Origin of the sequence: Halomonas saccharevitans, from assembly GCF_900116405.1 — a bacterium.
GTDB lineage: Bacteria > Pseudomonadota > Gammaproteobacteria > Pseudomonadales > Halomonadaceae > Halomonas > Halomonas saccharevitans.
This window is the reverse complement of sequence record NZ_FPAQ01000006.1, coordinates 1-21,881: the sequence shown is the minus strand read 5'-3', so window position 1 is coordinate 21,881 and position 21,881 is coordinate 1. Positions and strand designations below refer to the sequence as shown.

At 66.3% G+C, this 21,881-nt stretch carries 18 protein-coding genes and 2 tRNA genes; 19 read left to right on the top strand and 1 reads right to left on the bottom strand.

The annotated features are described in order from the left end of the window. Nucleotides 1-149 precede the first annotated feature (149 nt). The 3 genes from carA to greA are packed head-to-tail and all read left to right on the top strand — an operon-like array spanning nt 150 to nt 5,068. Entirely contained in the window at nt 150-1,295 is a 1,146-nt protein-coding gene (carA, locus tag BM388_RS04285) for a glutamine-hydrolyzing carbamoyl-phosphate synthase small subunit (RefSeq protein ID WP_175535031.1), read from the top strand. A 54-nt stretch (nt 1,296-1,349) separates the two neighbouring features. Continuing rightward, complete coding sequence (gene carB / locus BM388_RS04280) at nt 1,350-4,595, top strand: carbamoyl-phosphate synthase large subunit (protein WP_089847563.1); 3,246 nt, start codon at nt 1,350-1,352, stop codon at nt 4,593-4,595. Continuing rightward, nucleotides 4,592-5,068, top strand: coding sequence for a transcription elongation factor GreA (gene greA, locus BM388_RS04275; protein WP_089847561.1), 477 nt, complete (start codon nt 4,592-4,594; stop codon nt 5,066-5,068). Before carB ends, greA begins: the two co-directional genes overlap by 4 nt. A 159-nt stretch (nt 5,069-5,227) precedes the next feature. On the opposite strand, the gene BM388_RS04270 is transcribed toward greA, so the two are convergent. Further along, a complete protein-coding gene (locus BM388_RS04270; protein WP_089847559.1) occupies nt 5,228-5,554 on the bottom strand; it encodes a YhbY family RNA-binding protein in 327 nt (108 codons plus the stop codon). A gap of 191 nt (nt 5,555-5,745) precedes the next feature. Here BM388_RS04270 and rlmE point away from each other — a divergent pair, with 191 nt between their 5' ends. The 16 genes from rlmE (at nt 5,746) to BM388_RS04190 (ending at nt 21,828) form a co-directional block, all read left to right on the top strand. Further along, entirely contained in the window at nt 5,746-6,435 is a 690-nt protein-coding gene (rlmE, locus tag BM388_RS04265) for a 23S rRNA (uridine(2552)-2'-O)-methyltransferase RlmE (protein WP_089847557.1), read from the top strand. A 199-nt stretch (nt 6,436-6,634) separates the two neighbouring features. Next, entirely contained in the window at nt 6,635-8,599 is a 1,965-nt protein-coding gene (gene ftsH / locus BM388_RS04260) for an ATP-dependent zinc metalloprotease FtsH (RefSeq protein ID WP_089847555.1), read from the top strand. 78 nt (nt 8,600-8,677) lie between these two features. After that, on the top strand, nt 8,678-9,541 hold the full coding sequence (gene folP / locus BM388_RS04255) for a dihydropteroate synthase (protein ID WP_089847553.1): 864 nt from the start codon (nt 8,678-8,680) through the stop codon (nt 9,539-9,541). Continuing rightward, nucleotides 9,534-10,883 carry a phosphoglucosamine mutase gene (gene glmM / locus BM388_RS04250; protein WP_089847551.1) on the top strand — a complete coding sequence of 450 codons (1,350 nt, stop codon included), beginning with the start codon at nt 9,534-9,536 and terminating at the stop codon, nt 10,881-10,883. Before folP ends, glmM begins: the two co-directional genes overlap by 8 nt. 109 nt (nt 10,884-10,992) lie before the next feature. Further along, on the top strand, nt 10,993-11,742 hold the full coding sequence (gene tpiA, locus BM388_RS04245) for a triose-phosphate isomerase (RefSeq protein WP_089847549.1): 750 nt from the start codon (nt 10,993-10,995) through the stop codon (nt 11,740-11,742). A 4-nt stretch (nt 11,743-11,746) separates the two neighbouring features. Next, nucleotides 11,747-12,106 carry a preprotein translocase subunit SecG gene (gene secG, locus BM388_RS04240; RefSeq protein WP_089847548.1) on the top strand — a complete coding sequence of 120 codons (360 nt, stop codon included), beginning with the start codon at nt 11,747-11,749 and terminating at the stop codon, nt 12,104-12,106. A 23-nt stretch (nt 12,107-12,129) separates the two neighbouring features. Beyond that, nucleotides 12,130-12,216, top strand: a tRNA-Leu gene (locus BM388_RS04235). A 107-nt stretch (nt 12,217-12,323) separates the two neighbouring features. Continuing rightward, a tRNA-Met gene (locus tag BM388_RS04230) sits at nt 12,324-12,400 on the top strand. Between the two features lie 218 nt (nt 12,401-12,618). Continuing rightward, nucleotides 12,619-13,077: a ribosome maturation factor RimP gene (gene rimP, locus BM388_RS04225; protein ID WP_089847546.1), complete on the top strand. Its 459-nt coding sequence runs from the start codon at nt 12,619-12,621 to the stop codon at nt 13,075-13,077. 43 nt (nt 13,078-13,120) lie between these two features. Beyond that, complete coding sequence (nusA, locus tag BM388_RS04220) at nt 13,121-14,614, top strand: transcription termination factor NusA (protein ID WP_089847544.1); 1,494 nt, start codon at nt 13,121-13,123, stop codon at nt 14,612-14,614. A gap of 27 nt (nt 14,615-14,641) precedes the next feature. Beyond that, on the top strand, nt 14,642-17,173 hold the full coding sequence (infB, locus tag BM388_RS04215) for a translation initiation factor IF-2 (protein ID WP_089847542.1): 2,532 nt from the start codon (nt 14,642-14,644) through the stop codon (nt 17,171-17,173). An 18-nt stretch (nt 17,174-17,191) separates the two neighbouring features. Beyond that, nucleotides 17,192-17,620, top strand: a complete 429-nt coding sequence (gene rbfA / locus BM388_RS04210; RefSeq protein ID WP_089847540.1) for a 30S ribosome-binding factor RbfA — start codon at nt 17,192-17,194, stop codon at nt 17,618-17,620. Beyond that, on the top strand, nt 17,620-18,537 hold the full coding sequence (truB, locus tag BM388_RS04205; RefSeq protein ID WP_089847538.1) for a tRNA pseudouridine(55) synthase TruB: 918 nt from the start codon (nt 17,620-17,622) through the stop codon (nt 18,535-18,537). Before rbfA ends, truB begins: the two co-directional genes overlap by 1 nt. A gap of 78 nt (nt 18,538-18,615) precedes the next feature. Then, a complete protein-coding gene (rpsO, locus tag BM388_RS04200) occupies nt 18,616-18,885 on the top strand; it encodes a 30S ribosomal protein S15 (RefSeq protein WP_089847536.1) in 270 nt (89 codons plus the stop codon). Nucleotides 18,886-19,267: 382 nt separating this feature from the next. Further along, nucleotides 19,268-21,403, top strand: coding sequence for a polyribonucleotide nucleotidyltransferase (gene pnp, locus BM388_RS04195; protein WP_175535030.1), 2,136 nt, complete (start codon nt 19,268-19,270; stop codon nt 21,401-21,403). Nucleotides 21,404-21,618: 215 nt separating this feature from the next. Next, complete coding sequence (locus BM388_RS04190) at nt 21,619-21,828, top strand: hypothetical protein (protein WP_089847289.1); 210 nt, start codon at nt 21,619-21,621, stop codon at nt 21,826-21,828. Nucleotides 21,829-21,881 lie beyond the last annotated feature (53 nt).

Here is a 21,881-nt window from a genome sequence, read left to right as displayed (position 1 = left end):
AGCGCTTGTTGCTTCGGCCCAGGCATTCCGAGCGAATGACAACAAGCGGGATGAAACCGGTCTAGCCATCGGGTTCGTCCCGCTTTTTTGCGGCCCGGCGAATGGCACGGCTTGACGAGCTGTCTCTTAACACTTGGGAGGATCTAGCATTGAACAGACCCGCGATACTGGCCCTGGAAGACGGAAGTGTATTCCACGGCACGGCCATCGGCGCCGATGGACAAACCAGCGGTGAGGTGGTGTTCAATACGGCCATGACCGGCTACCAGGAAATCCTGACCGACCCCTCCTATACCCGACAGATCGTCACTCTCACCTATCCCCATATCGGCAACACCGGCGTCAATGCCGAGGACGTCGAGTCCGGCGGCATCGCCGCGGCGGGCCTGGTGATTCGCGACCTGCCGCTGCTGGCCAGCAGCTTTCGTAGCGAGCAGTCGCTCTCCGACTACCTCAAGGGCGAGAACGTGCTCGGCATCGCCGACATCGATACCCGCCGCCTGACCCGCATCCTGCGCGACAAGGGCGCCCAGAATGGCGCCATCCTGGCGGGCAGCGAGGCCGAGGGTGAGGACGCCGTCGAGCGCGCCCTGGCCGCGGCCCGTGCCTTCCCGGGCCTCAAGGGCATGGATCTCGCCAAGGTGGTCTCCTGCCAGACCGCCCACGACTGGCACGAGGGTGAGTGGGCCCTGGGTCAGGGCTACGCCGATGCGAGCGCCATCGAGCGCCCCTATCACGTCGTCGCCTACGACTTCGGCGCCAAGCGCAACATCCTGCGCATGCTGGCCTCGCGCGGCTGCCGGCTGACCGTGGTGCCGGCCCAGACTCCGTCCGACGAGGTGCTGGCGATGGCCCCGGACGGCATCTTCCTCTCCAACGGCCCCGGCGACCCCGAGCCCTGCGACTACGCCATCACGGCCATCGAGGCGTTCCTCGAGACCGAGATCCCGCTGTTCGGCATCTGCCTGGGCCACCAGCTGCTGGCGCTGGCCAGCGGCGCCAAGACGGTGAAGATGGGTCATGGCCACCACGGCGCCAACCACCCGGTACAGGATCTCGACACCGGCAAGGTGATGATCACCAGCCAGAACCACGGCTTCGCCGCCGACGAGGCGAGCCTGCCGGCTACCCTGCGCGCCACCCATCGCTCGCTGTTCGACGGCACCCTGCAGGGCATCGAGCGCACCGACCGTCCGGCCTTCAGCTTCCAGGGTCACCCCGAGGCGAGCCCGGGCCCGCGCGACGTGGCGCCGCTGTTCGACCGTTTCGTCACCATGATGAAGGAACGCCGCTAGGCGCGAATCGCCCTACATCAGACCGTCATTCATCGATTAGCCGCGGAAACCGTCATGCCCAAGCGTACCGACATCAAGAGCATCCTGATCATTGGTGCTGGCCCCATCGTCATCGGCCAGGCCTGCGAATTCGACTACTCCGGCGCCCAGGCCTGCAAGGCGCTGCGCGAGGAGGGCTACCGGGTCATCCTGGTCAACTCCAACCCGGCCACCATCATGACCGACCCGGCGATGGCCGATGCCACCTACATCGAGCCGATCACCTGGCAGACGGTGGAGAAGATCATCGAGGCCGAGCGCCCGGACGTCATCCTGCCCACCATGGGCGGGCAGACCGCGCTGAACTGCGCCCTGGAGCTCGACAAGCACGGCGTGCTCGCCAAGTACGGCGTGGAGATGATCGGCGCCAACGCCGATGCCATCAACAAGGCCGAGGATCGCGACCTCTTCGATAAGGCGATGAAGAACATCGGCCTGGAGTGCCCCAAGGCCAAGGTGGCGCACAGCATGCAGGAGGCCTGGGAGATCCAGGCCGAGCTGGGCTTCCCGACCATCATCCGCCCCTCCTACACCATGGGCGGCTCCGGCGGCGGCGTGGCCTACAACAAGGAGGAGTTCGACGAGATCTGCCAGCGCGGCTTCGAGCTCTCGAATAACCATGAGCTCTTGATCGACGAGTCGCTGCTCGGCTGGAAGGAGTACGAGATGGAGGTCGTGCGCGACAAGCACGACAACTGCATCATCGTCTGCGCCATCGAGAACTTCGACCCCATGGGCGTGCACACCGGCGATTCCATCACCGTGGCCCCGGCCCAGACGCTGACCGACAAGGAATACCAGATCATGCGCGACGCCTCGCTGGCGGTGCTGCGTGAGATCGGCGTCGAGACCGGCGGCTCCAACGTCCAGTTCGGCATGGATCCGCAGACCGGGCGCATGGTGGTCATCGAGATGAACCCGCGGGTGTCGCGCTCCTCGGCGCTGGCCTCCAAGGCGACCGGCTTCCCGATCGCCAAGATCGCCGCCAAGCTGGCCGTGGGCTACACCCTGGACGAGCTGCAGAACGACATCACCGGCGGCCGCACCCCGGCGTCCTTCGAGCCGGCCATCGACTACGTGGTCACCAAGATCCCGCGCTTCACCTTCGAGAAGTTCCCTCAGGCCAACGATCGCCTGACCACCCAGATGAAGTCGGTGGGCGAGGTGATGGCCATCGGCCGGACCTTCCAGGAGTCGCTGCACAAGGCGCTGCGCGGCATGGAGACCGGCAACGACGGCCTCGATCCCGTGTTTCCCGAGCAGAAGCCCGGCGCGTTCACCGCCGAGGCCATGGCGCACATCAAGGGCGAGCTGCAGGCCGCCGGCGCCGAGCGCATCTTCTTCGTCGCCGACGCCATGCGCGCCGGGATGAGCCTCGAGGAGGTCTTCGCCCTGACCAACATCGATCGCTGGTTCCTGGTGCAGATCGAGGAGCTGATCCGGATCGAGGCCGAGGTGGCCACGCGCCCGCTCTCCGAGTTCACCCCGCGCGAGCTCTACCGGCTCAAGCGCAAGGGCTTCAGTGACGCCCGCCTGGCGCGCCTGCTGGGCGTCGCCGAGAAGGAGTTCCGGCGTACGCGTCAGCGGGCCGGCATCCGCCCGGTCTACAAGCGCGTCGACACCTGTGCCGCCGAGTTCGCCTCCGACACCGCCTACATGTATTCCACCTACGAGGAAGAGTGCGAGGCCGAGGTCAGCGACAAGAAGAAGATCATGGTGCTCGGCGGCGGACCCAACCGCATCGGCCAGGGCATCGAGTTCGACTACTGCTGCGTCCATGCCGCCTTCGCCATGCACGACGACGGCTATGAGACCATCATGGTCAACTGCAACCCGGAAACCGTCTCCACCGACTACGACACCTCGGATCGCCTCTACTTCGAGCCGGTGACCCTGGAGGACGTGCTGGAGATCGCCGACAAGGAGCAGCCGGTCGGCGTGATCGTGCAGTTCGGCGGCCAGACCCCGCTCAAGCTCGCCCGCGAGCTCGAGGCCGCCGGTGTGCCGATCATCGGCACCACCCCGGACGCCATCGACCGCGCCGAGGATCGCGAGCGCTTCCAGCAGATGATCGACAAGCTGGGCCTCAAGCAGCCGCCCAACGCCACCGCGCGCAGTTTCGACGAGGCCTTCGCCAAGGCCGAGGCGATCGGCTACCCGCTGGTGGTGCGCCCCAGCTACGTGCTCGGCGGTCGCGCCATGGAGATCGTCTACGACGCCTCCGAGCTCGAGAACTACATGACCCACGCGGTGAAGGTCTCCAACGACTCGCCGGTACTGCTCGATCACTTCCTCAATGCCGCCATCGAGATCGACATCGACGCGGTCAGCGACGGCAGCCAAGTGGTGATCGGCGGCATCATGCAGCATATCGAGCAGGCCGGCGTGCACTCCGGCGACTCCGCCTGTGCGCTGCCGCCCTATTCGCTGCCCGCCGAGGTGCAAGACGCGATGCGCGAGCAGGTCAAGCAGATGGCCGTGGAGCTCGGCGTCAAGGGCCTGATGAACGTCCAGCTGGCCTGGCAGGACGACGAGATCTACGTCATCGAGGTCAACCCGCGCGCCTCGCGCACCGTGCCCTTCGTCTCCAAGTGCATCGGCACCTCCCTGGCCCAGGTCGCCGCGCGCTGCATGGCCGGCCAGACCCTGACCGAGCAGGGCTTCGAGGCCGAGATCGTGCCGCACTTCTACAGCGTCAAGGAGGCGGTCTTCCCGTTCAACAAGTTCCCGGGGGTCGATCCGATCCTCTCGCCGGAGATGAAGTCCACCGGCGAGGTGATGGGCTCGGGCGACACCTTCGCCGAGGCCTTCTACAAGGCGCAGCTGGGTGCCGGCGAGGCGATCCCGCGGCTCGAGGGTAAGCGCAAGGCGTTCCTCTCGGTGCGCGACCCGGACAAGGCAGGCATTATCGAGGTGGCCCGTTCTCTGGTAACCTTGGGGTTCACACTCTGCGCGACCCGCGGCACGGCGAAGGCCCTCGAGGGCACCGAGCTGTCGGTTCAGATCGTCAACAAGGTCTATGAAGGCCGTCCCCACATCGTCGATCTGCTCAAGAACGACGAGGTCGCCTATATCGTCAATACCACCGAGGGCCGCCAGGCCATCAATGACTCCTCGGTGATCCGCCGCACCGCACTCGCTCGCAAGGTTCCCTACGCCACCACCCTGGCAGGAGCCAACGCCGTGTGCATGGCGCTCGAGTATGGCAACGCCATCACCGTGCGGCGGCTACAGGAACTGCATGCAGGAGCTACGCAATGAACAAGGTCCCGATGACCGTCGCCGGTGAGCAGCGGCTTCGCAAGGAGCTCGAGGAGCTGAAAGGCGAGGCGCGCCCTAGGGTGATCGCCGCCATCGCCGAGGCTCGTGAGCACGGCGACCTGAAGGAGAACGCCGAGTACCATGCGGCTCGTGAGCAGCAGGGCTTCATCGAGGGGCGTATCCAGGAGATCGAGGGCAAGCTCTCCAACGCCCAGGTGATCGACGTCGCCAAGCTGCCCCAGACCGGCAAGGTGATCTTCGGCGTCACCGTGGGGTTGATCAACCTCGACAACGACGAGGAGGTGACCTATCGCATCGTCGGCGAGGACGAGGCTGACATCAAGGCGCGTCGCATCTCGGTCACCTCGCCCATCGCCCGTGCCCTGATCGGCAAGGAAGAGGGCGAAGTGGTGGTGGTGAAGACGCCCGGCGGCGAGGTCGAGTACGAGATCGCCAGCGTCGAGCACCTGTAGGCGCTTGCCGCCCCGCCGCTCGCCGGCGGGGTTGGTGGGGCAGCATCAGCGAGCGCCATGCCCGTCAGACAAGAAGAAACCCCGCGGACCGGAGTCGGCGGGGTTTCTTTTTTACGGTCTTGCGTCGTGGCCTCTGGCGATCATAGACCGCCGGGCGCCTCAGCGCCGCCCGTGGTGTTCCTCGAAGCGCGTGATGTTGGAGAGCTTCGGATTGACCTTGGGGTTGTGGCGATAGAGCAGGGCCATCTTGCCGATCTTCTGCACCGGCTCGGCGCCACTCGCCGTGACCAGCTCGTCGAGCATGGCCGCGCGGTCGTCGCGGTCGGGCAGGGCGAGCTTGACCTTGACCAGCTCGTGGTCGCGCAGAGCGCGGTCGAGTTCGGCGAGCACCCCTTCGGAGGCGCCGTTCTCGGAGACCGTGACCACGGGATCGAGATGGTGGCCGATGCTGCGAAATGCTTTCTTTTGTGCCTGTGACAAGCTCATGGTATCTTGCTTCTTCCCGGTTGGCGCGCAGCGCACATGGTACGGCGAATCGTCTCGCGGCGAAAGCTCGTTACCCGTTGCCTGCTTCTCCATCGACCGGGTCCGCAGGTCAGCACCCCGTCGCACCTCCCTCGGGTCTTCCCGGATTTCGCTCGACTACCTGTCATTCATGGCCATTCACAGGTGATGCCGTGGCACGTCCCCATGCTTCCCGCGCCAAGGGCGCTGCCGGCAAGAAGCCGGCCAGCAAGGCCTCCGCCAGCAAGACCAGTAAGACCAGCAAGGACTGGATGAAGGAGCACTTCGACGACCGGTTCGTGAAGCAGAGCTGGCAGGACGGCTATCGCAGCCGGGCCAGCTACAAGCTGCTGGCGCTGGACGAGAAGGATCGTCTGTTGCGCCCCGGCATGACCGTGATCGATCTGGGTGCCGCCCCGGGCGGGTGGAGCCAGGTGGCCGCCGAGAAGGTCGGGTCGAGCGGTGTGGTGATCGCCTCGGACATCCTCGAGATGGATGCCCTGGCCGATGTCGACATCGTGCAGGGCGATTTCACCGAAGAGCACGTGCTCGAGGCGATACTCGAAACCCTCGGCGATCGTCCAGTAGACCTTGTGATGTCGGACATGGCCCCCAATATGAGTGGGATGGCCGCCATCGACCAGCCCCAGGCGATGTATCTGGTGGAGCTGGCACTGGAGCTGGCGCGCCAGACGCTGTCACCCGGCGGCACCTTCCTGGCCAAGGTCTTCCAAGGCGAGGGGTTCGACGAGTTCCTGACGGAGCTGCGCGGCAGCTTCAAGCGCGTGGTGACGCGCAAGCCGGAGGCCTCACGGGCCCGCTCGCGTGAGGTTTACCTGCTGGCGGAAGGATTTCGCGGCTGAGGCGTGCCTCGGTCGCAATACGGGGCACTGCCCCGATAGGCAGCGACTAATGGGCCGATTGTCGGACAGGATGACGGGACTGTGTCACAGTGACGGATATTCCCGCTCCGGCCGTAGGCTGGCTGAACATGTGCCGCTCATGTAGTGTCGAAGGACCAGGCATTTTCGGCCGACAGATTCTTGCAATGAGGGTAGTCCCTTGAACGACATGGCGAAGAACCTGATTCTGTGGTTGGTCATCGCGGCAGTGCTGCTGACGGTGTTCAACAATTTCAGCGTCGACAGCTCACCGCAGGCGATGAACTATTCCCAGTTCGTCCAGCAGGTGCAGAACCAGCAGGTCAAGAGCGTGACCATCGATGGCTACACCATCGCCGGTGAGCGCACCGATGGCTCGCAGTTCCGGACCATCCGCCCGGCGGCGGAGGATCCCAAGCTGATGGACGATCTGTTGGCCAATGACGTTACCGTGGTGGGCAAGGAGCCCGAGCAGCAGAGCCTGTGGATGCGCCTGCTGATCGCCAGCTTCCCGATCCTGCTCATCCTGGCCATCTTCATGTTCTTCATGCGCCAGATGCAGGGCGGCGGGGCCGGCAAGGGTGGGCCCATGAGCTTCGGCAAGTCCAAGGCCAAGCTGCTCTCCCAGGACCAGATCAAGACCACCTTTGCCGACGTCGCCGGCTGCGACGAGGCCAAGGAAGAGGTCGAGGAGCTAGTCGACTTCCTGCGTGATCCGACCAAGTTCCAGCGCCTGGGCGGTACCATCCCGCGCGGCGTGCTGATGGTCGGCCCGCCCGGTACCGGCAAGACGCTGCTCGCCAAGTCCATCGCCGGCGAGGCCAAGGTGCCGTTCTTCTCGATCTCCGGTTCCGACTTCGTCGAGATGTTCGTCGGTGTGGGTGCCTCCCGCGTGCGTGACATGTTCGAGCAGGCCAAGAAGCAGTCGCCCTGCATCATCTTCATCGACGAGATCGATGCGGTGGGTCGCTCGCGCGGCGCCGGCATGGGCGGTGGCAACGACGAGCGCGAGCAGACGCTGAACCAGCTGCTGGTCGAGATGGACGGCTTCGAGGCCAACGAGGGCGTCATCGTCATCGCCGCCACCAACCGTCCCGACGTGCTCGATCCGGCGCTGCTGCGCCCGGGCCGCTTCGACCGTCAGGTGGTGGTGCCGCTGCCGGACATCCGCGGCCGTGAGCACATCCTCAACGTGCACTTGCGCAAGGTGCCGCTGGCCGACGACGTCAAGCCGTCGCTGATCGCCCGCGGCACGCCCGGCTTCTCCGGCGCCGATCTGGCCAACCTGGTCAACGAGTCCGCCCTGTTCGCCGCGCGTCGCAACAAGCGCCTGGTGGGCATGGAGGAGCTCGAGCTCGCCAAGGACAAGATCATGATGGGCGCCGAGCGCAAGTCCATGGTCATGACCGACAAGGAGAAGCTCAACACCGCCTATCACGAGTCGGGCCACGCCATCATCGGCCTGGTGATGCCAGAGCACGACCCGGTCTACAAGGTCACCATCATCCCCCGCGGCCGGGCGCTGGGCGTGACGATGTTCCTCCCCGAGGAGGATCGCTACAGCCTGTCGCGCCAGCAGATCATCAGCCAGATCTGCTCGCTGTTCGGCGGCCGCATCGCCGAGGAGATGACGCTGGGACCGAACGGTGTCACCACCGGTGCCTCCAACGACATCAAGCGGGCCACCGAGCTTGCGCACAACATGGTCGCCAAATGGGGCCTCTCCGAGGAGATGGGGCCGATCATGTACGACGAGGACGAGTCCCATCAGTTCCTCGGCGGCCCCGGCCAGGGGGGCAAGCTCAAGTCCGGCGAGACGACCTCCAAGCTCGACAAGGAGGTGCGCAAGATCATCGACGGCTGCTACGAGCAGGCTCAGCAGATCCTCAGCGAGAATCGCGAGAAGCTGGACGCCATGGCCGATGCGCTGATGAAGTACGAGACCATCGACTCCACTCAGCTCAAGGACATCATGGCCGGTCGCGACCCGCGTCCGCCCGAGGGCTGGGATGATCCGAGCGGCGGTGCCCCCACCGGCGGCGAGCCGCATGCCGAGACCGGCCCGGCGGCGAGCGACGACGCCGAAGACGACGACACGCCTTCGCGTCGACCCTCCGACCCGCTGGGTGGCCCGGCCGGCAGCTGAGCCGCACCGGCAGTACTCTCAGGCGCCCTGCGGGGCGCCTTTGCCGTTCGATCACGCCGTTCGATCAACAGGAAGACGATGGATACCAGCACAGCGACCCACCTGCAGTGCGGCCGGCACCGCCTCGACCTCTCCTTTCCCCGCGTCATGGGGATCCTCAACGTCACTCCCGACTCCTTCTCCGACGGCGGGCGCCACGCGGTGCCGGACGACGCCCTGCGTCATGCCGAGCAGATGCTCGCCGAGGGCGCCGCGATCATCGACGTGGGCGGTGAGTCCACGCGCCCCGGGGCCGAGCCGGTATCGCCCCAGCAGGAGCTGGACCGAGTGGTGCCGGTGGTCGAGGCGCTGGTGCGCGAGTTCGATGCGCTGGTCTCGGTGGATACCAGCACCCCCGAGGTGATGCAGGCGACGGCCGAGGCCGGGGCCGGCATGATCAACGACGTGCGCAACCTGCGCCGCGAGGGCGCGCTGTCGGCGGCGATCGCCAGCGGCCTGCCGGTGTGCCTGATGCACATGCTCGGCGAGCCCGGCGACATGCAGCAGGAGCCGCATTACGATGTGCCGGTGGAAGAGGCCGTGGCCGATTTCCTGGCGCAGCGGGTGGCCGCCTGCGAGGCCGCCGGGCTGCGTCGCGAGCGCCTGTTACTCGATCCCGGTTTCGGCTTCGCCAAGACCGTGGAGCACAACCTGCGCCTGCTCAAGCACATGGATCAGCTGGCGCCCCTGGGGTTGCCCCTTCTCGTCGGCATGTCGCGCAAGAGCATGATCGGCAAGGTGCTCGGGCGGCCGGTAGAGGAGCGTCTCTCCGGCGGCCTGGCGCTCACCGCCATGGCGGTGGAGCGCGGCGCACGCATCCTGCGCGTTCACGACGTGGGGCCCCACGTGGACGCGGTGAACATGACCTGGGCCGTACTCGAGGAAGGCGGTACGCATGACTAGACGCTATTTCGGCACCGACGGCATTCGTGGCACCGTGGGAGAGCCTCCCATCACCGCCGATTTCATGCTCAAGCTGGGCTGGGCCACCGGTCGCGTGCTGACGCGTGAGACCGGGCGGGCCCGGGTGATGATCGGCAAGGACACGCGGATCTCCGGCTACATGTTCGAGTCGGCGCTGGAGTCCGGGCTCTCCGCCGCCGGCGTCGATGTGATGCTGCTGGGGCCGATGCCGACGCCGGCCATCGCCTATCTGACGCGCACCTTCCGCGCCGACGCGGGCATCGTCATCTCGGCCTCGCACAATCCCTTCCAGGACAACGGCATCAAGTTCTTCTCCGCCGCCGGGACCAAGCTGGCCGATGCGGTCGAGGCTGACATCGAGGCGATGCTCGAGGAGCCGCTGACCACCGTGGGGCCGTCTCGGCTGGGCAAGGCGATGCGGGTCGATGATGCCCCCGGCCGCTACATCGAGTTCTGCAAATCGACCATTCCCGACCGGGTCAGCCTGCACGGGCTGAAGATGGTGATCGACTGCGCCCACGGTGCCACCTACCACATCGCGCCCAGCGTGTTCCGCGAGATGGGGGCCGAGGTCAGCCTGATCGGCGCCTCGCCCGACGGCCTCAACATCAACCAGGCGGTGGGTTCGACCCATCCCGCCGCCCTGAGCGCCGCGGTGGTCGATCAGGGCGCCGACCTCGGCGTGGCCTTCGACGGCGACGGCGACCGAGTGCTGCTGGTGGATGCCGACGGCCGCGAGATCGACGGCGACGACATCCTCTACCTGATCGCCTGCGATCGGCATGCCCGGGGTGATCTGGGCGGCGGCGTGGTGGGCACCCTGATGTCCAACTTCGGCCTGGCTACGGCCATGGAAGCGCTCGAGATCCCCTTCGAGCGCGCCAAGGTCGGCGACCGCTACGTCATGGAGCGCCTGGCGGCCAACGGCTGGCAGCTGGGCGGCGAGTCTTCGGGGCACATCGTCTGCGGCCATGTGCAGACCACCGGCGACGGTATCGTCTCGGCGCTCCAGGTGCTGGCGATCATGGTTCGCACGGGCGAATCGCTGGAGCGCCTGCTCGCCGGGCTCGAGAAGGCGCCGCAGGCGCTGGTCAACGTGCGCCTGACGCCGGGCAGTGACGCCAAGGCGCTGCTCGATCAGTCGGCGCTTAAGCAGGCGGTGAGCGCCCTGGAGGAGGAGCTCGGCGATCAGGGGCGCGTGCTGCTGCGCGCCTCGGGCACCGAGCCGCTGATTCGCGTGATGGTCGAGGGTCGGGCCCACCTGGACGTCGACGGCCTGGCGCGGCGCCTGGCCGATGACGTCGAGGCGCTGCTCTGCTGAGCGTCGGGGGCGACGGCCCCGGTTGTCCTGGCTCTGGTTGTCTTGACTCTGGTTGTCTTGATTGGGCCCCTCCTATACCATTTCGCACCACCTTGAAAGAGGAAGCTCCATGCGCATGCCGCTGATCGCCGGGAACTGGAAGATGAACGGCTCCCTGACCCTGGTCGAGGAGTTCGGCCGGGCCTTCGCCGGGGGCTCCCTGCCCGTGAACGTCGAGGTGGCGCTGATGGTGCCCTTCCCCTTCCTGGGGGCCGCGTCTCAGGCGCTTGGCGAGACCGCCGTGACGGTGGGCGCGCAGACGCTCAGCGATCGACCCTCCGGCGCCTTCACCGGCGAGGTCAGCGGTGCCATGCTGCGCGAGTGCGGCGCCCGCCTGGTGCTGGTCGGCCACTCCGAGCGCCGTGCCCTGTTCGGCGAGGACGACGCGGCGGTGCTGGCGCGCGTCAAAGCGGCGCTTCACGAGGGGGTCACCCCGGTGCTCTGCGTCGGCGAGACCCTCGAGGAGCGTGAGGCCGGGTGCACCGAGGCGGTGGTGCTGGGCCAGCTCGAGGCGGTGTTCGAGGCCCTCGACCCGGCCGAGCACTCGCGCCTGATCGTGGCCTACGAGCCGGTCTGGGCGATCGGCACCGGCCGCACCGCCACGCCCGAGCAGGCGCAGGCGGTTCACGCTGCCCTGCGCGAGCGCCTGGCGCGCCATGACGAGACGCTCGCCGCCGGCATGCGTCTGCTGTACGGCGGCAGCATGAAGGCGGATAATGCCGCCGAGTTGCTCGCCCAACCCGACATCGACGGCGGCCTGGTGGGGGGTGCCTCCCTCAAGGTCGACGATTTCCTAGCCATTTGTCAGTCAGCAGGTTGAATCCATGCAAGTTGCCATTCTCATGACCCACGTGGCGATCGCCATCGCCCTGGTCGTCCTGATCCTGCTGCAGCAGGGCAAGGGCGCCGAAGCCGGTGCCGCCTTCGGTGGCGGTGCCTCCCAGACCGTGTTCGGCTCGCGGGGCAGCGGTAACTTCCTGGCGAAGTTCACCGGCCTGCTGGCCGCGGCCTTCTTCGCCACCTCGCTGACCCTGGCGTACTTCGCCTCTCAGGCCGGCGATGCGCCCGAGGCTGGCATTCCCGATGCCGAGCTGATCGAGCAACAGAATGCCGTGCCGACCCTTGACGGCGGCAGCAGTGATGTGGATAATACTGCGCCAGTGCTGGAGGAAAGCGGCGACTGAGTCGTCATCCAGCCTCCCCCGATGCCGAAGTGGTGGAATTGGTAGACACGCTATCTTGAGGGGGTAGTGACCTTACGGTCGTGCGGGTTCAAGTCCCGCCTTCGGCACCAAATCGAAGCAAGCGAGCAGTTCGCACCTTCGAAGCAGGATTGGCAGAAAGCGGTGTTGCCACTTGACCATCGAGTCATGTGGGCTTACAATCACCGACCTAGATTGATGCGGGGTGGAGCAGTCTGGTAGCTCGTCGGGCTCATAACCCGAAGGTCATCGGTTCAAATCCGGTCCCCGCTACCATCTTCTTGGCAGGCATGCGCAGTAGCAGGAGCGTGCCAGAGTGCCGAAGTGGTATACAGGTTTCTTGTAAAAGCCCCTTCCTGTGAAGGGGCTTTTTGTTAGCAGCATGTCAGCCGGAAACGCCGGCGGCGCTGCTCGGGCAACGCCAATCAGCCACCTGACTCTTCTCTCAACTCCCGGCCAGGTGCCTGATGCAACGGCTGTAGGAGCTTTCTTCCGTGGCAATCAAGGACGCTGCGCTGCATGCGCTGATCGAACCGGTGGTCTCGGCCATGGGGTTCGAACTCTGGGGCATCGATCATCTGTCTCAGGGCAAACATTCCCGCCTGGTGATCTACATCGACCATGAGAACGGGATAAGCGTGGACGACTGCGCCGACGTCAGTCGCCAGGTCAGCGCGGTGTTCGATGTCGAGGACCCGGTGCCGGGCGAGTATCGACTGGAAGTCTCCTCGCCGGGCATGGATCGGCCGCTCTTCACCCTCGAGCAGTTCGCCCAGTACGCGGGCCATGTGGTCACCGTGAAGCTGCGCGCGCCCTTCGACGGCCGGCGCAAGTTCAAGGGGCTGCTGGCCGGGGTCGAGAACGACGAGGTGCTGCTGCAGGTCGACGGCGAGGAGTATTGCTTTCCCATCGAGGGCATCGATCAGGCGCGGGTCGTCCCGCAGTTCACGTGATGAGCTCGGTGTATAAGGACAGGTTCACTGGCGAGGCTAAGGCATGAGTAAAGAAATTCTGGCGGTCGTCGACACGATCTCCAACGAGAAGGGGGTCTCCCGCGAGGTGATCTTCGAGGCCGTCGAGGCGGCCCTGGCCAGTGCATCGCGCAAGCGCTTCGAAGACGAGGAAGCCAGCGTGCGCGTGCACATCGATCGCTACACGGGCGATTACGAGACCTTCCGCCGCTGGGAGGTGGTCGAGGACGATGACTTCGACGGGCCCGATGCCCAGATCAAACTCACCTTCGCCGAGCGTCGCGACCCGCCCCTGGGGCTGGGTGACGTGGTTGAGGAGCGCATCGAGAACGCCGCCTTCGGCCGTATCGCCGCGCAGACCGCCAAGCAGGTCATCGTGCAGAAGGTCCGCGAGGCTGAGCGCGCCGAAGTGGTGCGCCAGTATGCCGAGCGTGAGGGCGAGCTGGTCGCCGGCATCGTCAAGAAGACCACCCGCGATGGCCTGATCATCGATCTGGGCGAGAACGCCGAGGCGTTCCTGCCGCGCAGCGAGATGATTCCGGGCGAGCGCTACCGCATGAATGAGCGGGTCCGCGCGCTGCTGGTCAAGGTCGATGCCGAGGCCCGCGGCGCCCAGCTGATTCTCTCGCGCACCTGCCCGGAGCTGATCATCGAGCTGTTCAGCATCGAGGTGCCGGAGATCGCCGAGCAGCTCATCGAGATCAAGGGCGCGGCACGCGACCCGGGCTCCCGGGCCAAGATCGCGGTCAAGACCAACGATCGTCGCATCGATCCGGTCGGCGCCTGTGTCGGCATGCGCGGTTCGCGCGTGCAGGCCGTCTCCTCGGAGCTGCAGAACGAACGCGTGGACATCGTGCTGTGGGACGACAATCCCGCCCAGCTGGTGATCAACGCCATGGCGCCGGCCGATGTCGCCTCGATCCTCGTCGACGAGGAGTCCCACGCCATGGACGTCGCCGTCGCCGAGGACAACCTGGCCCAGGCCATCGGCCGCAGTGGCCAGAACGTGCGCCTGGCCTCCGAACTCACCGGCTGGCGTCTCAACGTCATGACCGAGGAAGAGGCCGAGGCCAAGCGCGACCAGGAAGTGGATAGCCTCGTCGAGCATTTCATTCAGCATCTGAGCATCGACGAGGACGTGGCGCGCCTGCTGGTGGACGAAGGTTTCACCTCCCTGGAGGAGGTCGCCTACGTGCCGGTCGAGGAGATGCTGGAGATCGAGGAGTTCGACGAGGATCTCATCGAAGAGCTGCGCGCTCGCGCCAAGGATGAACTGCTGAACCTCGCCATCGCCTCCGAGGAGGAACTCGACGGCGCCCAGCCGGCCGACGACCTGCTGGAGATGGACGGCATGGAGCGTCATCTGGCCTTCATTCTGGCCAGTCGGGGCATTGTCACCATGGAGGACCTGGCCGAGCAGTCCGTCGATGATCTGACCGACATCGAGGGTATCGACGAGGAGCGCGCCGCGGCACTGATCATGACTGCCCGTGCGCCATGGTTCGAGAACGAACAGTAAACGGGTCACGGGCTGAGGAGGGTCGTAATGTCAGAAATGACCGTTAAGGATTTTGCAGCGAAGGTGGGGCGCGACGTGCCTCGCCTGCTGGAGCAGATGAAAGAAGCAGGGCTTGGCCAGAAGGCCGAGAGTGACGCCGTGTCCGAAGAGGACAAGCGTCAGCTGCTCGACTATCTCACCAAGAGTCACGGCGGCAGCGGCGCCGGGCCAGCGAAGAATCGCATCACCCTGACGCGCAAGACGCGCAGCCGCATCAATACCGGCGAGCGCGGCAAGAGCATCGAGGTGCAGGTTCGCAAGAAGCGCACCTACGTCAAGCGCGCCGAGGAAGAGACCGACAAGAGCCAGCCCGAGGTCGATGCCGGCCCGCGCCAGCTGGTCGGCGACATGGCCGATTCCCAGCAGGCCCAGGCCGCCAAGGATGCTCGCGAGGCCGAGGAAGCCAAGGTGCGTGCCGCCGAGGAGTCTGCGCGCGAGGCCGCCGCCAAGCTCGAGGCCGAGAAGGCCGAGAAGGCTGCCAGCGAGCCGGCGATCCCGGTGCCGGAGCTGGAAACGCAGCCGTCCTCCGACGAGCCGCCCGCTCCCCCCAAGGAGGGGCGTGCCGAGCCGCGTCGTGCCGCGGTCAAGAAAGCCAGCGGCAAGGCTGGCAAGAAGGGCCGTGACGATCGTGAAGACGACCGTGGTGATCGCGAGGAGCGTCGCCGGGGCGGCAAGAAGGCCAAGCGCGCCGAGCGTCGCGGCGGTCGCCGCGGTGGCGCCGGCCAGAGCGGCGGCAAGCACGGCTTCCAGAAGCCGACTCAGCCGATCGTCCGCGAGGTCTCCATCCCCGAGTCGATCAGCGTCGCCGACCTGGCCGACAAGATGTCGATCAAGGCGAACGAGGTCATCAAGGCCATGTTCACCATGGGTGCGGCGGTGACCATCAACCAGACCATCGATCAGGACACCGCGGCCATCGTGGTCGAGGAGATGGGGCACACGCCCAAGCTGGTCAAGGACGATGCGCTGGAGACCGAGGTCCTCGAGGGCATCTCCTACGAGGGCGAGGAGATCACCCGCTCGCCGGTGGTCACGGTCATGGGTCACGTCGACCACGGCAAGACCTCGCTGCTCGACTACATCCGCAAGGCCAAGGTGGCCACCGGTGAGGCTGGCGGCATCACCCAGCACATCGGCGCCTACCATGTGGAAGACGATCACGGCGGCGTGACCTTCCTGGATACTCCGGGCCACGCGGCGTTCACCGCCATGCGTGCTCGCGGTGCCAAGGCCACCGACGTGGTGGTGCTGGTGGTGGCCGCCGATGACGGCGTCATGCCCCAGACCATCGAGGCCATCGAGCACTCGAAGGCCGCCGAGGTTCCGATGGTGGTCGCGGTCAACAAGATCGACAAGGCGGGCGCCGATCCGGACCGGGTCAAGAACGAGCTGTCCCAGCACGGCGTCATCTCCGAGGCGTGGGGCGGCGACACTCAGTTCGTGCACGTCTCCGCGCACACCGGGGAGGGCATCGAGACGCTGCTGGAGTCGATCCAGCTGGTCTCCGAGGTGCTCGAGCTCAAGGCCGTGCCCGAAGCGCCCGGCAAGGGCGTGGTGGTCGAGTCGCGCCTGGACAAGGGACGTGGCCCGGTAGCCACCGTGCTGGTCCAGAACGGCACCCTGAAGAAGGGCGACATCGTGCTCGCCGGCCTGCACTACGGCCGCGTGCGTGCGCTGACCAACGAGCTTGGCAAGCAGGTCGACGAGGCTGGTCCCTCCACCCCGGTGGAGATCCAGGGCCTGGGCGGCACCCCCGAAGCCGGTGACGACTTCATGGTGCTGGCCGACGAGAAGAAGGCCCGCGAGGTCGCCAACTTCCGTCAGGGCAAGTACCGCGAGGTGCGTCTGGCTCGCCAGCAGAAGGCCAAGCTGGAGAACATGTTCAGCCAGATGGGCCAGGATGTCGCCGCCAAGCTCAACATCGTGCTCAAGGCCGACGTGCAAGGCTCGCTGGAGGCGATCAAGGGCGCCCTGGAAGAGCTCTCCACGGGCGAGGTCGAGGTGGCCGTGGTCTCCTCCGCCGTGGGCGGCATCACCGGCACCGACGCCAACCTGGCGCTCGCCAGTGACGCCATCGTGGTCGGCTTCAACGTGCGTGCCGACGCTGCAGCCCGCGAGATCATCGAGCGTGAAGGCCTGGATCTGCGCTATTACAGCGTGATCTACCAGCTGATCGACGAGGTCAAGCAGGCCATGAGCGGCATGCTGGCACCGGAGTGGAAGGAAGAGATCGTCGGCGTGGCCGAGGTCCGTGACGTCTTCCGCGCACCGAAGATCGGCGCCGTGGCCGGCTGCATGGTCGTCGAGGGCAGCGTGCATCGCAACAAGAAGATCCGCGTGCTGCGCGACAACGTGGTGATCTACGAGGGCGAGCTCGAGTCGCTGCGCCGCTTCAAGGACGACGTCCAGGAAGTGCGCAACGGCATGGAGTGCGGCATCGGCGTGAAGAACTACAACGACGTCCAGGTCGGCGACAAGATCGAGGTCTTCGATCAGGTCAAGGTCGAGCGGACGCTCTAAGGGCCCCAGGAGGCGACCATGCGGGAATTCAAGCGTACCGACCGGGTCGCCGACCAGCTCCAGAAGGAGCTGGCGGTGCTCATCCAGCGCGAGGTCAAGGACCCGCGCCTGGGCATGGTCACCGTCAGCGGCGTCGAGGTCAGTCGCGACCTCGGCTATGCCGATGTCCACGTGACCCTGCTGGGTGAGCAGGAGCCCGAGCGCATCAAGGAAAACCTGGCGGTGCTCAAGCGCGCCGCCGGTTTCCTGCGCAGCCAGATCGCCCGACGCATCAAGTTGCGCCACGTGCCGGAGCTGCGCTTTCACTACGATGAGAGCGTGGTACGCGGTCAGCGGCTGTCGTCGCTGATCGACGAGGCCGTGGCCAGCGATCGCGATCAGCATGACGAGGCACCGGAGGATGGTGCCTCGGGTCAGGGGCCGACAGAAAGCGACGAGCGCCACTGATGGCACGGCGACGTCGCGGACTGCCGGTGAACGGCGTGCTGCTGCTGGACAAGCCCGCGGGGGCATCCAGCAATCACGCCCTGCAGCGGGCGCGGCGCCTGTTTCAGGCCCAGAAGGCCGGCCACACCGGAACGCTCGATCCCATGGCCACCGGCCTGCTGCCGGTCTGCTTCGGCGAGGCGACCAAGTTCTCCGCGCATCTGCTGGAGGCCGATAAGGTCTACCGTACTCGGGTGGAGCTCGGGGTGGTCACCGACAGCGGCGATGCCGAGGGTGCGGTGATCGAGCGTCACGCGGTGCCGCGGCTCACCGAGGCCGATATAGAGGGCGTGCTGGCGCGCTTTCGCGGCGAGATCGATCAGATTCCGCCGATGTATTCGGCCCTCAAACACCAGGGCCGCAAGCTCTACGAACTCGCCCGCGAGGGCAAGTCGATCGAGCGTGCAGCCCGCCGTGTGACGGTGTATGATGCCCGGCTTCTTGCCTGCGAGGCCGAGGCCTTCGAGCTGGAGGTCCGCGTCAGCAAGGGCACCTACGTCCGCACGCTGGCCGAGGACATCGGCCGCGCCCTGGGATGCGGGGCCCACATCAGTGCGCTGCGGCGGCTGGCGACCGGCCCCTTCACGAGCGACGGCATGCAGGACTTTGCCGCGCTCGAGGCCCTGGCCGATCAGGCCGAGCGCGAGGCCGGGCTTCTGCCGGTCGACGCACTGATCGATCATCTGCCGCGCCTCGACGTTGACGGCGAGGCGGCGGGACGCCTGACCCACGGCCAGTCGGCCCGGGTCGAGGCCCGCGGGCTCGCCGAGGGCGAGACGGCAAGACTCTATCGTGGCGAGGCCTTCCTGGGCCTCGGTACGGTGACGGGGCCACAGGAGGTGGCGCCGAAACGGCTGCTGAGCACCGCAGCCGAGTGAAGGGAGAAACGCCCGAGACTGCAAATATGCGTGGTCTCACACATTCAACCCCAAGCATATTGCTTACTGGAGAGACAGATGGCACTGACAGCCGAGCAGAAGTCCACAATCGTCAGCGAGTACGGTCGTGGCGACAACGACACCGGTTCCCCCGAAGTTCAGGTGGCCCTGCTGAGCGCCAACATCGATGGCCTGCAGGATCACTTCAAGACCAACAAGCAGGATCACCACTCTCGTCGTGGCCTGATCCGCATGGTCAACCAGCGCCGCAAGCTGCTGGACTACCTGAAGCGCAAGGACTTCGAGCGCTATCAGTCGCTGATCCAGCGTCTGGGCCTGCGTCGCTAAGCGTCGCACCCCACGCGGTAACGAAACGGGCAGCCTTCGGGCTGCCCGTTTTGCGTTGGCGGCGGCGATATCGGCGGGCGCCGGGGACGGGCCGCAGGGGAGGTCCGAGTACCAGGGGTGAGGAGCACTGCTCCGAACGGGCTGTCCATGGATGGCCAGCACCGGACCTGCAAGCGGAGCGGGACGCGAGAGCGCCGCAGGGCCGAGGTAGCGTACAGGGACGTATTCACAGCGCCTCCCCGGAGGCCTGTCGCCGGGTCAGCCCCGCCAATGGGGGCGCGGAAATGTCGCCGCCTGGTGGTCCCGGCGGGCGTCACGCCCTAAAATGGTTGGCGAGTCAAAACGACCCAAACACAGAAAAGTAACGTTGAAGGAAGTCGCCGTGAATCCGGTCAAGAAGACATTTCAGTACGGTCGCAGCACCGTCACCCTGGAAACCGGGCGCATCGCCCGCCAGGCCACCGGTGCCGTGATGGTCACCATGGACGACACTGTGGTGCTGTGCACCGTGGTGGCCAAGAAGGAGGCCAACCCGGCCCAGCCCTTCTTCCCGCTCTCCGTCCACTATCAGGAGAAGACCTACGCCGTCGGCAAGATTCCCGGTGGCTTCTTCAAGCGCGAGGGGCGTCCTACCGAGAAGGAGACCCTCACCTCGCGGCTGATCGACCGCCCGATCCGCCCGCTCTTCCCCAAGGGCTTCATGAACGAGGTGCAGGTGGTCTGCTCGGTGCTCTCCACCGACCGCAACCACGATCCGGATATCGCGGCGATGCTCGGCACCTCCGCGGCGCTGGCGATCTCCGGCGTGCCCTTCAAGGGCCCGATCGGCGCCGCGCGGGTGGGCTTCACCGAGGACAACGGCTACTTCCTCAACCCGACCGTGGAAGAGCTGGGCGACTCCGAGCTCAACATGGTGGTCGCCGGTACCGAGAAGGCGGTGCTGATGGTCGAGTCCGAGGCCAAGGAGCTGCTCGAGGACGAGATGCTGGGCGCGGTGCTCTATGCGCACCAGGAGATGCAGGTGGCGATCACCGCCATCAACGAGCTGACCGCCGAGGCCGGCAAGGCGAAGTGGGAGTGGCAGGCCCCCGCCGAGAACGTTGCCCTCAAGGGCGCCATGGCCGAGGCCTTCGAGGCGAAGGTCGGCGAGGCTTACCGCGTCACCGACAAGATGGCCCGCCAGGACGCCCTGTCCGCCCTCAAGGATCAGGCGGTCGAGCAGTTCGCCGGTGAGGAAGACGGCCAGTTCGCCGCCGACGAGGTGAAGGGCGCCTTCGCCGGCCTCGAGAAGCGCGTGGTGCGCTCGCGGGTGGTCAAGGGCGAGCCGCGCATCGACGGCCGCGATCACAAGACCGTGCGTCCGCTCTCCATCGAGGTCGGTGGCCTGCCCAAGACCCACGGCTCGGCAATCTTCACCCGCGGCGAGACTCAGGCCATCGTGGTGGCGACGCTGGGCACCCTGCGCGACTCCCAGCTGATCGAGTCGCTGGAGGGCGAGCGCAAGGACCGCTTCCTGCTGCACTACAACTTCCCTCCCTACAGCGTGGGTGAGGCGGGCTTCATGGGCGGGCCCAAGCGTCGCGAGATCGGCCACGGCCGTCTGGCGCGCCGCGGCGTCCAGGCCATGCTGCCCAACGAGGCGGACTTCCCCTACACCATCCGCGTGGTCTCCGAGATCACCGAGTCCAACGGCTCGAGCTCCATGGCCTCCGTGTGCGGCTCGTCGCTCGCGCTGATGGATGCCGGCGTGCCGATGAAGGCGCCGGTGGCCGGCATCGCCATGGGCCTGGTCAAGGATGACGACGGCTTCGCCGTGCTCACCGACATCCTCGGCGACGAGGATCACCTGGGCGACATGGACTTCAAGGTGGCCGGTTCCTCCGAGGGCGTCACCGCCCTGCAGATGGACATCAAGATCGAGGGCATCAACGAAGAGATCATGGAGCAGGCGCTGCAGCAGGCCCACGAGGCTCGCCAGCAGATCCTCGAGCAGATGAACACCGTGATCGCCCAGAGCCGCACCGAGGTCTCCGAGAACGCGCCCTCCATGGCGACCCTCAAGATCGACCCGGAGAAGATCCGCGACGTCATCGGCAAGGGCGGCGCCACCATCCGCAAGATCTGCGAGGATACCGGCGCCTCCATCGACCTGGACGACGACGGCACCGTGCGCATCTACGCCGAGGACAAGACGGCGGCCAAGGCGGCCATCGACACGGTGCTCGCGATCACCGCCGAGCCCGAGATCGGCAAGCTCTACCGCGGCAAGGTGGTGCGCATCGCCGACTTCGGCGCCTTCGTCAACATCATGCCGGGCACCGACGGGCTGGTGCACATCTCCCAGATCGTGCCGGAGCGGGTCAACGACGTGCGCGACTTCCTCAACGAGGGCGACGAGCCCATCGTCAAGGTGCTCGACATCGACAACCGCAACCGGGTGAAGCTCACCATCAAGGAGATCACCCCGGAAGAGAAGGCCGCCTTCGAGGCCGAAGCGGCCGCCGAGCCCGAGCTGTAAGCGACCGCCCTCGGCGAGCCGATCGCCGACGCGGTAACGAAACCGCCCCCGCAGCCTGGCTGCGGGGGCGGTTCTTTTAGTTCTGGCTTAGAGGAGGCGCTGATTCATGTCGCGAGCGATGAGAGGCTGATCGCCGTAAGCGCTCCACAAACCCCATCTTCTGCAACTGAATAGTGTCCATCAGACTGGTGTCACCCGATCCCAAGGAGGACACCATGACCGACCTGACCCCGACACAGGCCTTCTGGCTGGGCCATCTGTTCCATGCTTCCTCTCGGCAATTGCCGTTGAGTGAGAACGCAGCGGAGCAGGGACTGGAGCTGGCGTCACTGCTGGCGTGGGAGCAGCGCCTGGTGGTGCAGGAGGTACCAGTACCACCTCGTCATCGCCCGCAGCGCTTCGTCGCCGTGGAGGTGGCCCGATGATTCGGCCAGACACGGGACTGAGGGTCTACCTGTGCCGCGAGCCGGTCGACATG

Excerpts from the sequence above, each read along its gene's own strand:
- carB (WP_089847563.1), top strand. The coding sequence starts at position 1,350 with ATGCCCAAGCGTACCGACATCAAGAGCATCCTGATCATTGGTGCTGGC.
- greA (WP_089847561.1), top strand. The coding sequence starts at position 4,592 with ATGAACAAGGTCCCGATGACCGTCGCCGGTGAGCAGCGGCTTCGCAAG.
- BM388_RS04270 (WP_089847559.1), bottom strand. The coding sequence starts at position 5,554 with ATGAGCTTGTCACAGGCACAAAAGAAAGCATTTCGCAGCATCGGCCAC.
- folP (WP_089847553.1), top strand. The coding sequence starts at position 8,678 with ATGGATACCAGCACAGCGACCCACCTGCAGTGCGGCCGGCACCGCCTC.
- glmM (WP_089847551.1), top strand. The coding sequence starts at position 9,534 with ATGACTAGACGCTATTTCGGCACCGACGGCATTCGTGGCACCGTGGGA.
- tpiA (WP_089847549.1), top strand. The coding sequence starts at position 10,993 with ATGCGCATGCCGCTGATCGCCGGGAACTGGAAGATGAACGGCTCCCTG.
- secG (WP_089847548.1), top strand. The coding sequence starts at position 11,747 with ATGCAAGTTGCCATTCTCATGACCCACGTGGCGATCGCCATCGCCCTG.
- nusA (WP_089847544.1), top strand. The coding sequence starts at position 13,121 with ATGAGTAAAGAAATTCTGGCGGTCGTCGACACGATCTCCAACGAGAAG.
- infB (WP_089847542.1), top strand. The coding sequence starts at position 14,642 with ATGTCAGAAATGACCGTTAAGGATTTTGCAGCGAAGGTGGGGCGCGAC.
- rbfA (WP_089847540.1), top strand. The coding sequence starts at position 17,192 with ATGCGGGAATTCAAGCGTACCGACCGGGTCGCCGACCAGCTCCAGAAG.
- truB (WP_089847538.1), top strand. The coding sequence starts at position 17,620 with ATGGCACGGCGACGTCGCGGACTGCCGGTGAACGGCGTGCTGCTGCTG.
- rpsO (WP_089847536.1), top strand. The coding sequence starts at position 18,616 with ATGGCACTGACAGCCGAGCAGAAGTCCACAATCGTCAGCGAGTACGGT.
- BM388_RS04190 (WP_089847289.1), top strand. The coding sequence starts at position 21,619 with ATGACCGACCTGACCCCGACACAGGCCTTCTGGCTGGGCCATCTGTTC.